Genomic DNA, 14,555 nt, shown 5'->3' on the forward strand with positions numbered 1-14,555 from the left:
CTGCCCGACGGGTTGAGACAGGGAGGTATAAGATGGATCTGAAAAAGAAAACAGTATTATTCCTGAACGTATGTATTGCGTTCGCATGCCTCTGCGTTGGTATCCTGGCCTATAAGAATGCCGATGATGCCTTTTCCGCTGTGTATATTGGTAAGGTATCTGATGATGCGAAGCATCTTAGTATGCTGCTGGACAAACAATTTCCGGGAAAATGGCAGATCAAAGATGGCAGGCTGTACAAGGGCGATAGGCTCATGGAAGACTTGACAGACGGTATTGACGGCATTGCTGGTGATGATGCGATAACCATTTTCCGTGGCAATATGCGGGTTTCGACAACCATCAAACAAGAGGGCAGCCGCGCTGTGGGAACACAGGCGGGAGACAAGGTGGTCGAGGCGGTAATCGGCCGGGGAGAGACCCTGGCTGTTGAGACGGATGTGCTCGGGGTGCCCTGCTTTACTTGCTATTTGCCCATCGTTTCCGAGAGTGGAGAAAGGATTGGCATGTTCTTTGTCGGTGCACCCAGTGCGCCGGTAATCGAAGTCCAGCATCGTTTTGTCCGCAATATGATTCTTACGATTCTCGTGCTGGTGATGATTATGGGAGTCCTGGCAACTGGGATTATCACCAAGCAAATGATGCGCATCCTCGAAGTGCAAAAGACCTTAGCAGCGATTGCTGGCGGCGATTTGAGCGGCCGGGATATTGAACTGAACGGGAATGATGAGATTTCAAAGCTTGGTCAGGATACCAACCGGATGAAGAAGGCCATGAGGGCTATCATGGAAAACATTGCTTCTTCTGCGGAGCAGGTGGCCGGTGGTGCCAAGAATATTTCTGATTCGAGTATGGTCCTTTCCCAAGGCGCCGCCCAGCAGGCGTCTTCTGTTGAAGAGCTGTCGGCCTCCATTGCGGAGATTTCTTCCCAGACGAAAAGCAATGCCAATAATGCTGAGCGGGCCAATACGATTACGGTCGTTACCCGTGCCAATGCGGAAGCCGGCAATGAGGATATGCTGCGCATGCTGCAGGCCATGGAGGAGATTAATACTTCCTCCGATGATATTTCGAAGATAATCAAAGTCATTGACGAAATCGCATTCCAGACAAATATCTTGGCACTCAATGCCGCGGTGGAAGCTGCCCGGGCAGGGCAGCATGGCAAGGGCTTTGCAGTGGTGGCCGAAGAGGTTCGCAATCTGGCTGCACGTAGTGCCAAGGCCGCCAAAGAGACGACGGCGATGATTGAAAATTCCATTGCCAAGGTGGATAATGGACAGGTATCCGCCCACCAAGCGGCTGAGAAATTAAAGACCATCGTGGCCAATGTATCCGAGGTGGCAGATTTGGTGGAATCCATTGCAAAGGCCTCGAAGGAACAGAGCTTAGCCATTGAGCAGATTAATCAGGGGGTATTGCAGGTTTCCCAAGTGGTACAGGCCAATTCCGCTACCAGTGAAGAAAGCGCCTCGGCTAGTGAAGAATTAAGCCGTCAGGCGGAGCTCTTAAGCGATGAAGTGCGGAAGTTCAAGATTTGAGAAGGAATAAAGGACATAACATTTTAATCCAGTCTAAAATGAGCATAGACCGATACGGCTATGCTCATTTTGTGTTATACTAGTAGTCACTGATATGAGAACGAAGATTTAATGAAAGATTTAATATAGTGAGGAAGTGATTGCTAGATGGTCAGCAAGATACCTTTTTGTCATCTGCATACCCATACGGAATTCAGCCTGCTCGATGGCGCGAGCCGCATCAAGGAGCTGGTGTCGGCGACCAAAGAACTCGGGATGGATTCGCTTGCCATCACCGATCATGGCGTCATGTTTGGTGTCATTGATTTTTATAAAGAGTGCAAGAAACAGGAGATAAAGCCAATCATCGGCTGCGAGGTGTATCTGGCACCGGGGGACCGCAAGGATAGGCAGGAGATAAATGGTGTCAAATATTACCATCTGATCCTGCTGGCTGAGAATCAGACGGGTTACAAGAATCTCGTGCAGCTCGTGTCGCTTGCAAATATCGAGGGCATGTACTACAAACCGCGTATCGATAAGGAGCTCTTGCGCAAGTACCATGAAGGCATTATCTGCCTGTCGGCATGTATCGCCGGCGAGATTCCGCGGGCCTTGATACAGGACAACAAGGATAAGGCTGAGGCGCTGGTGCAGGAGTATCTGGAGATTTTCGGCAAGGATAATTTCTTCCTTGAGATCCAGAACCATGGACTTCCCGAGGAGCGCAAGGCTAATGCAGGGCTTGTCGAGTTGGCCGAAAAATACGATATCGGGCTGGTGGCCACCAACGACTGCCATTATGTGAAACGCGAGGACAGCGAGTTCCATGATGTGCTGCTTTGCATCCAGATGGGCAAGACCATTGACGACCCGGATCGCATGCGCTTTAACAGCGATGACTATTACCTGAAGTCGCCGACGGAGATGGCGGCACTGTTTCCCGAATATCCGGAGGCGCTTGCCAATACGGCTAAGATTGCGGCGCGCTGTCAGGTTGATTTCGAGTTTGGCAATATCCAGCTGCCATATTATCCGATCCCGGCGCCCTATGCTGACGATGAGGCCTACTTGCGCGCTCTTTGCGAAGAGGCTTTGCCGTCGCGTTATCCAGAGGTCACGACGGTAGTACGCGAGCGTCTTGACTATGAGCTCGACATCATCCATCGCATGGGCTATGACAGCTACTTCTTGATTGTCTGGGATTTCATCAACCATTCTCGGGAGGTCGGCATCTCGGTGGGGCCAGGGCGTGGCTCGGCAGCAGGCAGTATCGTTGCCTATCTGCTCGGCATCACGAATCTTGATCCGCTCAAGTATGATCTGCTGTTTGAGCGTTTCCTGAATCCGGATCGCGTGACGATGCCGGATATCGATATCGACTTCTGCTATATCCGTCGCGAGGAGGTCATCGACTACGTCAAGGAGCGTTACGGCTATGACCATGTGGCGCAGATCGTCACCTTTGGTACCATGGCGGCCAAGGGCGCAGTGCGGGATGTGGGCCGCGTGCTCAATATGCCCTATGCCCAGGTGGCCGATATCGCGAAGCTCATCCCCAATGAGCTCAAGATGACCCTTGATAAGGCCCTTAAAGAGTCAAAAGACCTGCATGTGCTCTATGAGGCCAATCCGGAAGTCAAGCGCTTGATTGACCTGGCCCGCAAGGTTGAGGGGCTGCCGCGTCATTCGTCGACCCATGCGGCTGGCGTCGTTATTGCGCGCCATCCGCTGACCGACTATCTGCCGGTCACTGTGTCTGATGGCACGCTGGTGACGGAGTTTGATAAGGACCATGTTGAGGAACTGGGCCTTTTGAAGATGGACTTTTTGGGCCTGCGCACACTGACGGTCATCAGCGATACGCTGCAGAATATCGAAAAGACACGGGGGGAGAAGGTCGATATCAACAAGATTCCGCTCGAAGATGAGCTCACGGCCAAGATGCTTTGTGAGGGGCGCACAGGGGCCGTGTTCCAGATGGAGTCTTCGGGCATGACCCAGCTCGTCAAGGATCTGGCGCCGCAGAATTTTGCCGACCTCATCCCGACGGTGGCACTTTACCGTCCGGGGCCGCTCGGCAGCGGCATGGTTGAAGACTTCATCAGCGGCCGTCATGGACGCAAGGAAGTCACCTATATGCATCCTTTGCTCGAGCCCATCCTCAAGGAGACCTTCGGCGTCGTGCTCTATCAGGAGCAGGTCATGCAGATCGTGCAGGTACTGGCAGGTTTCTCGCTGGGGCAGGCAGACCTTCTGCGCCGCGCTATGGGCAAGAAAAAGCATGAAATCCTGATGGCGCAGAAGACGAACTTCCTGTCGGGCTGTGCGAAGAATCATATCGAGCCGGGCCTTGCGAATACGATCTTCGATTTGCTCACGCATTTTGCCGACTATGGTTTCAACAAGTCCCACAGTGCCGCCTATGCACTGGTCGCCTGGCAGACGGCCTATCTCAAGGCCCATTATCCGGCTGAGTTCATGGCCGCAATGCTCACGAGCATCATGGATACGCAGAAGGTGCCGACCTATATTGAGCTTTGCAAGCGCATGGGCATAAAGATATTGCCGCCGGACATCAATGCCAGCTCGGCCAACTTCAGCGTCGATGGCGAGGCCATCCGCTTTGGCCTGGCCGCTGTGCGCAATGTCGGCGATGCGGCCATCCAGGATATCACGTCGGCGCGCAGCCAGGATGGCGCTTTCAAGTCGCTGGTGGATTTCTGCAGCCGTGTCGATATGGGCAAGGTCAATAAGCGCGTCATTGAAAGCCTCATCAAGTGCGGTGCCTTCGACTCGTCCGGGGCTAAGCGCAGCCAGCTGTTGGCTGTGCTCGAGGCGGCGGTCGGTGAGGCCCAGCGCCAGCAGAAAGACGCCCAGAATGGTCAGCTGGGACTGTTCACTGATGAGACCATGGGCGAGGCCGGTGAGCTCAAGCTGCCCGATATCGCGGAGGTGTCTGAGGCTGAGCGTCTCGAATGGGAGAAGGAAACAACGGGATTCTATATCACGGGCCATCCGCTGGACCAGTTCCGGCGCAAGCTGGAGAACCTGCCGGGCATCGCGACCCTTGAGAAAGGGGCGGTCAAGGACAAGCAGCTCGTCCGCATCGGCGGCATGTTGACGGAGACCAAGCGCATCACGACGAAAAAAGGCGATACGATGTGTTTTGCGACCCTTGAGGATTATACCGAGCGCATGGAAGTCACGGTGTTCCCGCGGACGTTCTATGAGAATGCGAACCTGTTGGTGCCCGATATGGCCGTGGTCATCCAGGGCAAGACCGATATCGGCGACGACGGGGTGAAGATCCTGGCGGACAAGGTCTGGTCGCTGCGGGAGTACCTACCGGAATACTATCTGCGCCTGCCCGAGGGGGAGGATATGGCCGGACTCCGGGCAAAACTGAAGGATATCATGGCGGCCCATCCTGGGCAGCAGGCGGTGTTCCTGCAGAGTGGCGGCCGCTGGCAGAAACTCGGCGAGGCCTTTTGGCTCGATGACAGTGATGAGGTATTTGCCGAGCTTACGGAACTTTTAGGCCCGAAATCCGTTAAGAAGCGTTGATTGCCGGTGTTGCCAAGCCATAGGGCGAATGATAAAATAGTAAAGTATATCTTATCGGAATTGGAGTGTTTGTTTTTTGAGGAAATCGATCCAGAAGAGTGTGGCAATCTGCCTGCTGGGAACAGGCGTGTTTATGAGTGCACCGGGCATAGTGACTGCGGCGGGAACGGCAAAGCCGGCGATTACGGCGGCAGACCTGGCGAAACTGCCAGACCCATCGACGGTGGGGATTAAGGTCAAGGCTGGCGATGCACTGCCAAAACTCATGGCGCATTCGGCGGTGCTGATTGAGGCCAAGACCGGCAAAGTCCTCTATGAGCGGGATATGGGGGTAAGACGTTACCCTGCCAGCACGACGAAGATCATGACGCTGATTGTTGCCCTCGAGCATAGCAAGCTTGACGACATTGTGACCGTAGGGCCGCGGGCTGTCGGCGTGGAAGGTTCATCGCTGAATCTAGCTGAGGGAGATAAGATCCCGATGAAGGAACTTTTGATGGGCATGATGATGCGGTCCGGCAACGATGCAACGATTGCTGTGGCCGAGCATGTGGCTGGTTCGATGACAGCCTTTGCGAAGCTGATGAACGACAAGGCGCAGGAAATTGGCGCTGTCGATACGCATTTTGTCAATTCCCATGGCCTGCCTGATGACAATCATTATACGACGGCCCATGATCTGGCTCTCATCACGGCCTATGGCTTCATGATTCCGGGCTATGAGGAAATTGTCAGTACCGATCGGGCCGTGTTCAACTGGTATAACGATGCGTCTAAGGAAGTAGTCAGCGAGAACAAGCTGCTCTGGCAGTATGAAGGCGGCAATGGCGGCAAGACAGGCTATACGCAGAAGGCTGGCCGCTGTGTCGTGTCGACGGCCAAGCGCGATGGCATCCAGCTGGTGGCCGTGGTGCTGGACAGTGACTTCATGTGGACCGATGCCTACTCGATGCTTGACTATGGTTTTTCAAAGGTCGAGCCTCTGCCAATCATCAAGCGGGGCGAATCCGCTGGTACCGTCGATGTTGATGCTGGCGCCAAGGGTGAGATCAAGGTCGTTGCGGCCAGGGACTCAGTAATTGGCTATGAGGCTGGCGCCAAGCCGAAAATCGAGAAGAAAACCGATATGCCGCGAAGTATCGATGCGCCAATCAAGAAGGGCGATGTAGTCGGCAAGCTGATCTGCTATGCCGATGGCAAGGTCGTTGACCGCGTGGATTTGCTGGCAACGGAGGATGTGGCGTATCATTCCTGGTGGATGACCATCAAGGAATGGTGGGCAAGGCTTACGAAAGGATTGTTCTGATGCAGGAACGGTTGCAGAAAATCATCAGCCAGGCGGGAATTGCCTCCCGGCGGGCAGCAGAAAAAATGATTGCCGACGGCCGTGTCAAGGTCGACGGCAAGGTTGTGACGGAGCTCGGCCGCAAGGTTGACCCGTCAAGGGCCGATATCCGTGTGGATGGCAAGCGTATCAAGGCGGCAGAGCAGCATGTCTATTTCCTGCTCAATAAGCCCAAGGGGTATCTGTCGACCGCCCATGATGAACGCGGCCGCCGCACGGTGCTCAATCTTCTGCCTGAGGTGAATGAGCGCGTCTATCCGGTGGGCCGTCTTGATAACAATACCGAGGGGCTGCTGCTGATAACGAATGACGGTACATTGATGAATGGTTTGCTGCATCCGAAATACGAGGTCGAAAAGACCTATATTGCCCGCATTGCCGGGGAGCCCGATGAGCTGGCACTTGACCGTTTGCGGCAGGGTATCCGCCTGGAAGATGGCATGACGGCACCGGCTAAGGTAAAGCTTTTGGAGCAGGCTGGCGGGCAGAGCCGTGTGGAAATCTCAATCCATGAGGGACGCAACCGGCAGGTACGCCGCATGTTTGCAGCCATCGGCTGTGACGTTCGGGCTCTCAAGCGCGTGCGCTTTGCTGGGCTTACGCTGCAGGGCGTCAAACGTGGCAAGTACCGTGCGTTGACAAAAGAAGAGCTCTTGGCGCTGTTTAGATTGGCGGGGATAGAACGATGAAACATATCTTAGTGGTGGGCGCGGGACCGGCTGGCATGATGGCTGCCATCAAGGCGGCAGAAAATGGTGCCGAGGTAACCGTGCTCGAGAAAATGAAGAAGCCCGGCCGCAAGATGATGATTACGGGCAAAGGCCGTTGCAATATCACCAATGCAGCTGATGTGCCGGAAATCATCCGCAATATCCATGGTAATGGGCGATTCCTCAACAGCTCCATGCGCGCCTTCGACAATCAGGATGTCATCTATTTCTTTGAAGGCCAGGGCGTGCCGACGAAAGTCGAACGTGGCAATCGCGTGTTCCCTGTCAGCGATAAGGCCCAGGATGTCGTCGATGCCATGGTGCAGCGGCTGCATGAGCTCGGTGTGACTATTGAGACGGAAGTGGCGGTCAAGGACCTGCTGACTCAGGATGGCCACATTGCCGGTGTGCGTACACAGACCGGGGCCATCTATAAGGCTGATGCGGTTATCCTCTGTGTCGGCGGCGCTTCGTACCCGGGAACGGGCTCGACAGGCGATGGCTACGGGATGGCGGCGGCTGTCGGACATACGATCGTGCCTGTCCGGCCGTCGCTGGTGCCGCTGGTGACTGAGGATGAATGGGTCAAGGATGTCCAAGGCCTGTCACTGCGCAATGTGCGGGGCACACTGCGTGTCGATGGCGAGAAGGTGCAGGAGATGTTCGGCGAGATGATGTTCACCCATTACGGCGTGACCGGGCCCATCATCCTTTCCATGAGCCGTATGGCCTCAGAATATCTGGCTGATGCTGGTCACTTTGTTGAGCTGTCGCTGAACCTTAAGCCGGCACTTTCCCAGGAGAAACTCGACGCGCGCGTCCAGCGTGACTTCGAGAAATATCAGCGCAAGCAGCTCGGCAATGCGCTGGTGGACCTGCTGCCGCATAAGCTTATTGCGCCAGTGCTTGATAGTGCTTTCCTGGCTGCCGATAAACCTGTGCATCAGGTTACCCTTGAGGAGCGCCATCGTCTGGTGGAGACCTTGCAGGATCTGACGCTTGTCATCGTGGGCACGCGGCCGCTGGCTGAGGCGATAGTCACCGTTGGCGGTGTATCGGTCAAGGAGATCAACCCGAAGACGATGGAGTCGAAGCTAGTGCCGGGGCTTTATTTTGCTGGCGAGGTCACTGACGTTGACGCATATACGGGCGGCTACAATTTGCAGGCGGCTTTCTCGATGGGCGCCGCTGCCGGCAACTGGAGCGTCTGGAACGACTGACGCCGCGATTGTTACAGCAGATAATAGAGGAGTTGTGGAGCAATGAATACGAAAACGATAGCAAAAGCAGTAGGTGGACTCAAAGGCGAGATTCAGATCCCAGGCGATAAATCCATATCGCATCGCAGTGTGATGTTCTCAGCACTAGGCAGCACACCAGTTCATATCACGAATTTCCTGCATGCCCAGGACTGCATGTCGACGGCTGCCTGCATGCAGGCACTGGGGGCGAAGGTGGAATTCCTGAGCGATACGGAACTTATCGTAACTGGCAATGGCCTGCATGGTCTCAAGGAGCCGGACACGATCATCGATGCCGGCAATTCGGGGACGACCCTGCGTCTGATGATGGGCATTCTTGCTCCACAGCCTTTCCTCACGACGTTCACGGGCGATGCTTCGCTGCACAAACGGCCGATGGGACGTGTCATAAAGCCCTTGTCCCAGATGGGGGCTGAGATCTTTGGCCGCCAGCAGAACCAGAAACTGCCGATTACGATCGTGCCGGTCGAAGGCAAGCTCAAAGGCATGACATATAACAGTCCGGTGGCAAGTGCGCAGGTCAAGTCAGCTATCCTGCTGGCAGGCATGTATGCCGAGGGGGATACGACGGTCGTTGAGCCCTTCACGTCGCGCGACCATACGGAGCGCATGCTGGAGGGCTTTGGCGTCCACACGGAAAAGAATGGAACGGCGGTGACGATTCATCCGGTAAAAGAGTTCTGCGCGCCTAAGGAAATCGAAGTTCCGGGCGATATCAGCTCGGCGGCTTACTGGCTGGTGGCTGGCGTCATCATTCCGGGCAGTGATCTCATGCTGCGCAATGTCGGTGTCAATCCGACGCGCACGGGTATCCTCGATGTGCTCAAGGATATGGGCGCAGATATTGAGCTGGTAAATGAACGCACGAGCGGTGGTGAGGCGGCAGCCGACATTCGCGTGCGTTACAGCAAACTGCATGGCACCGAGTTTGGTGCTGAGATCATGCCACGTCTTATCGATGAGATTCCTGTCATCGCTGTGGCGGCGCTGTTTGCTGAGGGCGATACGATCATCACGGGCGCTGGCGAGCTGCGCGTCAAGGAGACGGACCGCCTGCAGGCCATCACGGATCAGTTCAACAAGCTGGCACCTGGAGCTGTTGAAGGGCAGGAGGATGGCCTTATCATCCATGGTAGCCAGAAAATCGAGTCTGCCACGGCGTTTTCCTATGATGATCATCGCATCGCCATGTCGCTGGCAATCCTTGGCGCTGCTGGCCAGGGCGTGACCATCGAAAAGCCCGGATGTGTCAACATCTCATATCCGACGTTCTATCAGACGCTGGAGGAATTGCGGTAATTTGCGGTCAGCAGTTGACCGAAATATAGGAGGAATTGATTTTGAAGAATTTAGTTGTTGCCATTGATGGACCCGCAGGTGCGGGCAAGAGCACGGTTGCTCAGCTGGCAGCCAAGCAGCTCGGCTATACGTATATCGACACCGGTGCGATGTACCGTGCAGTGGCGTGGAAGACACTGCAGCAGGACAAGGAGGTCACGGATGAGCTGATCCTTACGGTCGTCAAGGATATCGATGTCAATCTGCAGTATGCAGATGGCAAGACGAAGGTCACGGTTGATGGCACCGATGTCAGCACAGCTATCCGCACGCCGGAAGTCAGCGCCATTGTTTCCAAGGTGGCAGCACTGGGACCTGTCCGCGTCAAGATGGTTGACTTGCAACGCAAGATGGCAGCCCGCGGCGGTGTGCTCATGGATGGCCGTGATATTGCGACGAACGTGCTGCCGAACGCCGATGTCAAGATCTTCCTAACGGCGTCGATTGAGGAACGTGCCCAGCGCCGCTGGAAGGAACTCAAGGAAAAGGGCTATGATATCACGCTGGAAAAACTGCAGCAGGACATCGCTGCCCGTGATAAGGCTGACAGTGAGCGGGAGATTTCGCCCCTTGTCCAGGCTGACGATGCAACACTGCTGGATACGACGGGACTTTCAATTGATGAGGTCGTTGCGCGGATCCTTGCAATGTGCCAGTGAGGTGAGCCGATGTTATACGGAATCCTTCAGATTGTCTTTGGTGCCTTCTTCAAGATCCTCTTTCGCGCTGAGATCATCGGCCGTGAGAATATGCCGAAAGATGGCGCCGTTATCCTGGCGGCCAATCATATGAGCAACTGGGATCCGCCCTTTGTGGCAACCTTCCTTAAGCGTCCGGTCAGCTATATGGCCAAGATCGAGCTGTTCGAAAATCCAATCTTTGGTGCGGCCATCCGCTCCTGCCATGCCTTTCCCGTAAAGCGGGGTGCTGCTGACCGCGGGGCTATCAAGGCTGCCATGCAGGTGCTCAAACAGGGCCGCTGCCTGGGGCTTTTCCCTGAAGGGACGCGCAGTCGTACGGGCAAGATGAAAAAAGCTGAGGCTGGTGTCGGACTTATTGCCTCGATGACGGAGGCACCGGTGGTGCCGGCAGCCATCATCGGTACAGACCGCATCTTTGCCAATGGCGGTCATTTCCCGAAACTCAAGGTCATCTATGGCGAGCCGATGCATTTCACGGGGAATCGCAAGGACAAGGACCAGCTTGAAGCCTTTTCCCAATCCATCATGGACAGGATTGCTGAGCTCAAGGAAAAAAATCTTTAAATTGTAAAAAAAATAGTTTGCTTGTCTAGACATTATATGATAAACTAAGCATTAGATTGCGAAAAATGATAGCTAATATATCAAATTCGCATGAATGAATGTTGGTGGTTGATATATGGAAGTCATTTTAGCAGACTATCTTGGATTCTGTTATGGCGTCAAGCGCGCAATAACGATTGCCAAGGAAAATGCTTCCGCTGATGGAACTGCCTGTACATTGGGACCAATCATCCATAATCCACAGATGGTCGAGCGTCTGAAACAAGAGGGCGTAGGCTCAGTGAATGCGTTGGATGAGATGGAGAAGGGTACTGTCATCATCCGTTCCCACGGTGTCGGCCCGCAGGTATATGATGCGGCTGAGGCTCGTGGCCTGGAAGTGGTCGATGCAACCTGCCCGCATGTCAAGAAAGCGCAGTTGTCTGCCAAATCTCTCGTTGATGAGGGCTATTCGGTCGTCATCGTCGGCGAGAAGGAGCATCCGGAGGTTCGCAGCATATTTGAGTGGTCGGCCGCCAAGGCGTCGGTTATCGAAACCGTGGAAGAGGCTGTTGCGCTGCCAAGTTGTGCGAAGCTGGGAATCGTTTGCCAGACGACGTTCTCGGGCGCAAAGTTCCGGGAAATCGTATCTCATCTGCTGGAGAAATCCCGCGATATACGGATACTGCGCACGATATGTACAGCGACGGATCAGCGGCAGGCAGCAGCTATGGAATTGGCTGCGAAGGTAGACATGATGCTGGTTATTGGTGGCAAGAACAGCGCCAATACGACGCGGCTTGCACAGCTTTGTGCAGACAAATGCAGAACTTATCACATCGAAACTGCGGCAGAACTGCAGGACGAGTGGTTTGATAAAATTGAAAAAATTGGTATTACAGCGGGTGCTTCTACACCTGACTGGATTATCAAGGAGGTATATATAAAGTGTCAGAACAGATGAATATGGAAGAATTATTAGCACAGGCAGAGAGCTCGATGCCGGATATCCAGGAGCGTACGGTTGTTGAAGGTACCGTTATCCAGGTTTCCCGCGATGAGGCCTATGTTGATATCGGATACAAGCAGGAGATCGCTATTCCGAAGCGCGAGCTTGCTTATCCGGCTCCGGAGTCCGCTGAGGACGTTGTCAAAGTTGGCGATAAAATCGATGTTTATGTTGTTTCCCTCGGTGGCGACAACGGCGGCATCCTTTCCAAGGTAAAAGCTGACCGCATGGTTGCTTGGAAAGAAATGGAAGCTGTCAAAGAGAGCGGCGAGCATGTACAGGCTCAGATCAACCAGGTTGTCAAGGGCGGCCTCGTTGCATCCGTCAATGGCCTGCGCGGCTTCATCCCGGCTTCCCAGATGGAGCTCCATTTCGTAAAAGATCTGTCTGTCTATGTTGGTCAGACGGTTGAGTGCGAGATTATCGAGATTGATGTTCATAAACAGCGTCTCGTCCTTTCCCGCCGTGCTCTGCTTGAAGTTGAGCGTGCTGCTAAGGAAGATGAGATTTTCTCCACGCTCGAAGCTGGAACGACGGTTCATGGTACGGTTAAACGTATCGTTGATTACGGTGCATTCATCGATATTGGTGGCGTAGATGGTCTGGCTCATATCTCCGATCTCGCTTGGCACCGTGTAAAACATCCGTCGGATGTTCTCGAAGTTGGTCAGGAACTCGACGTTTATGTTAAGTCCGTTGATACGGAAGCAAAACGTATCTCCCTGTCTGTAAAAGACACGATGCGTGATCCGTGGCTCGACAATGCTGAGAAATACGCTGAGGGCGACATCATCGAAGGTAAAGTCATCAAACTGACGGATTTCGGTGCATTCATGGAAATCGAGCCGGGCTTTGATGGCCTGATCCCGATGGGCGAGCTCGCTGAGAAACGCATTGAGCGCGCTGATGAGGCTGTTCATGTTGGCGATGAGGTCAAGGTCAAAGTTCTGCGCATCGACACGAAGCGTAAACGCATCTCCCTGTCCATCACGAAAGCTAAAGACTGATCACTAGTCAGTATATCAACTGGATAGAATAACTCAGAGGAGTGATGATATAGCATCACTCCTTTGTTTTTGATGGAAGAAAAGATAAAGGATATAGGATATCGGGACTGAACCGAAAGAAAGAGACGACGTATGAGCAAGCAACATGCAGGCGTAATCCTGCGCATATATCCGGGCAGCCTGGCGGAGGAGCTTGAGCTAGTACCGGGGGACAAGATCGTGTCCATCAACGGGCAGGAGCTTCGAGATATCATCGACCTGAGCTTTGCCATGGCTGACGAGGAAATCGACCTGCTGATTGAACATGCGGATGGAGAGCAGGAAATGATTTCCTTTGACAAGGAGTTTGACGAGGAACTCGGTGTCGAGTTTGAGTCAGCTGTTTTCGATGGCATCCGTAACTGTGCCAATCATTGCTATTTCTGCTTTGTCGATATGATTGCACCGAATATGCGTGGCAGCCTGTCCATCAAGGATGACGACTATCGCCTTTCGTTTCTCTATGGGAATTTCGTCACGATGACGAATATGGGCCCAGCGGATTTCAAGCGTATCGAGCAGTTCCATCTGTCACCGCTCTATGTTTCGGTGCAATGCATGAATCCGGAGCTGCGTGCCCAGATGCTCCGCTGCAAAGGTGCGGCCAGGATTGCTGAGCAGCTCGACAATCTTGAGCGTGCTGGCGCCGAATATCATACGCAGGTCGTTCTCTGCAGTGGCCTCAATGATGGCGAGGAGCTTGAGCGCACGATCCGGGAGATTGTTGCACGGCGGCCTCATGCGCAATCGTTGGCCATTGTGCCAGTCGGCATCACGAAGTATCGTACCGATCCATTTCCTCTTGAGCAGTTTGATGCGCAGGGGGCGGCCCGCGTGATTGACCAGGTGGAGAAATGGCAGCGCAAGATCCAGCAGGAAGAGGGGCGTACGTTCATCTATCTTGGTGATGAGTTCTACTTGCTGGCTGGCCGCGACGTGCCGCCATCGGACTTTTACGATGGTTTTCCCCAGCTCGATAATGGCATCGGCCTTACGCGTAACTTCATCAACGACTGGGAAGCAGCTCCAGATCAGCCCGATGTATATGATGAGCCAGTCTATCTCGATGTGGTCACGGGGACGTCGGTGGCACCGATGTTGCAAAAGCTGGCCGCATCGCTGGACAAAGAGAACCTGCATGTGCGCATCGTACCTGTGGAAAACGATCACTTTGGCCATACGGTAAATGTTTCGGGGCTGCTCACGGCTAAGGATATCATGCGTAAATTGGACAGCCTGTCAGGCAAGCGTACGGGCATCCTGATTCCCGAGTCAGCACTTCGCTCGGGGGAAGATGTTTTCCTGGATGATGTGACGCTGCAGCAGATGCAGGCCCATTATCCAGCAGCGCGCGTTGAGCCGGTACAGGGCGGCAAGGATTTCCGGGCTGCCCTGTCGGGCTGGACGAGCTACCATAAGGACCGCAGCGGCGAGACTGCCTATACGTGGCAGAGCAATGCCGGTTATACGAAAAATATCCAATACTGATAACGGAACCATTTATGATAAGAAAG

The 14,555-nt window shown here is 54.1% G+C and carries 11 protein-coding genes; all 11 read left to right on the forward strand.

All coding sequences use genetic code 11. The annotated features are described in order from the left end of the window. Positions 1-32: 32 nt before the first annotated feature. A complete protein-coding gene (locus BM322_RS00215) occupies positions 33-1,541 on the forward strand; it encodes a methyl-accepting chemotaxis protein (RefSeq protein ID WP_075427909.1) in 1,509 nt (502 codons plus the stop codon). Between the two features lie 147 nt (positions 1,542-1,688). Then, positions 1,689-5,087 carry a DNA polymerase III subunit alpha gene (locus BM322_RS00220; protein ID WP_318254480.1) on the forward strand — a complete coding sequence of 1,133 codons (3,399 nt, stop codon included), beginning with the start codon at positions 1,689-1,691 and terminating at the stop codon, positions 5,085-5,087. A 76-nt stretch (positions 5,088-5,163) separates the two neighbouring features. Further along, a complete protein-coding gene (locus tag BM322_RS00225) occupies positions 5,164-6,393 on the forward strand; it encodes a D-alanyl-D-alanine carboxypeptidase family protein (RefSeq protein WP_082334255.1) in 1,230 nt (409 codons plus the stop codon). Continuing rightward, positions 6,393-7,121, forward strand: a complete 729-nt coding sequence (locus tag BM322_RS00230) for a pseudouridine synthase (protein WP_075427910.1) — start codon at positions 6,393-6,395, stop codon at positions 7,119-7,121. Before BM322_RS00225 ends, BM322_RS00230 begins: the two co-directional genes overlap by 1 nt. Further along, positions 7,118-8,362 carry an NAD(P)/FAD-dependent oxidoreductase gene (locus BM322_RS00235; RefSeq protein WP_075427911.1) on the forward strand — a complete coding sequence of 415 codons (1,245 nt, stop codon included), beginning with the start codon at positions 7,118-7,120 and terminating at the stop codon, positions 8,360-8,362. Before BM322_RS00230 ends, BM322_RS00235 begins: the two co-directional genes overlap by 4 nt. 42 nt (positions 8,363-8,404) lie before the next feature. Next, positions 8,405-9,703, forward strand: a complete 1,299-nt coding sequence (gene aroA / locus BM322_RS00240; protein ID WP_075427912.1) for a 3-phosphoshikimate 1-carboxyvinyltransferase — start codon at positions 8,405-8,407, stop codon at positions 9,701-9,703. Between the two features lie 41 nt (positions 9,704-9,744). Then, on the forward strand, positions 9,745-10,401 hold the full coding sequence (gene cmk, locus BM322_RS00245) for a (d)CMP kinase (protein WP_177220787.1): 657 nt from the start codon (positions 9,745-9,747) through the stop codon (positions 10,399-10,401). A gap of 9 nt (positions 10,402-10,410) precedes the next feature. Continuing rightward, on the forward strand, positions 10,411-11,007 hold the full coding sequence (locus tag BM322_RS00250) for a 1-acyl-sn-glycerol-3-phosphate acyltransferase (RefSeq protein ID WP_075427914.1): 597 nt from the start codon (positions 10,411-10,413) through the stop codon (positions 11,005-11,007). Positions 11,008-11,122: 115 nt separating this feature from the next. Continuing rightward, complete coding sequence (ispH, locus tag BM322_RS00255; protein ID WP_075427915.1) at positions 11,123-11,950, forward strand: 4-hydroxy-3-methylbut-2-enyl diphosphate reductase; 828 nt, start codon at positions 11,123-11,125, stop codon at positions 11,948-11,950. A 2-nt stretch (positions 11,951-11,952) separates the two neighbouring features. Next, entirely contained in the window at positions 11,953-13,002 is a 1,050-nt protein-coding gene (rpsA, locus tag BM322_RS00260; protein WP_318254508.1) for a 30S ribosomal protein S1, read from the forward strand. A gap of 132 nt (positions 13,003-13,134) precedes the next feature. Continuing rightward, on the forward strand, positions 13,135-14,529 hold the full coding sequence (locus tag BM322_RS00265) for a DUF512 domain-containing protein (RefSeq protein WP_075427917.1): 1,395 nt from the start codon (positions 13,135-13,137) through the stop codon (positions 14,527-14,529). Positions 14,530-14,555: the final 26 nt, after the last annotated feature.

It is taken from the genome of Selenomonas sp. GACV-9 (genome assembly GCA_900116485.1).
Lineage (GTDB): Bacteria > Bacillota > Negativicutes > Selenomonadales > Selenomonadaceae > Selenomonas_A > Selenomonas_A ruminantium_G.

What these genes read in the sequence shown, in the direction of transcription:
- BM322_RS00215 (WP_075427909.1), top strand. Translation starts at nt 33, where the DNA reads ATGGATCTGAAAAAGAAAACAGTATTATTCCTGAACGTATGTATTGCG.
- BM322_RS00220 (WP_318254480.1), top strand. Translation starts at nt 1,689, where the DNA reads ATGGTCAGCAAGATACCTTTTTGTCATCTGCATACCCATACGGAATTC.
- BM322_RS00230 (WP_075427910.1), top strand. Translation starts at nt 6,393, where the DNA reads ATGCAGGAACGGTTGCAGAAAATCATCAGCCAGGCGGGAATTGCCTCC.
- BM322_RS00235 (WP_075427911.1), top strand. Translation starts at nt 7,118, where the DNA reads ATGAAACATATCTTAGTGGTGGGCGCGGGACCGGCTGGCATGATGGCT.
- aroA (WP_075427912.1), top strand. Translation starts at nt 8,405, where the DNA reads ATGAATACGAAAACGATAGCAAAAGCAGTAGGTGGACTCAAAGGCGAG.
- BM322_RS00250 (WP_075427914.1), top strand. Translation starts at nt 10,411, where the DNA reads ATGTTATACGGAATCCTTCAGATTGTCTTTGGTGCCTTCTTCAAGATC.
- ispH (WP_075427915.1), top strand. Translation starts at nt 11,123, where the DNA reads ATGGAAGTCATTTTAGCAGACTATCTTGGATTCTGTTATGGCGTCAAG.
- rpsA (WP_318254508.1), top strand. Translation starts at nt 11,953, where the DNA reads ATGGAAGAATTATTAGCACAGGCAGAGAGCTCGATGCCGGATATCCAG.
- BM322_RS00265 (WP_075427917.1), top strand. Translation starts at nt 13,135, where the DNA reads ATGAGCAAGCAACATGCAGGCGTAATCCTGCGCATATATCCGGGCAGC.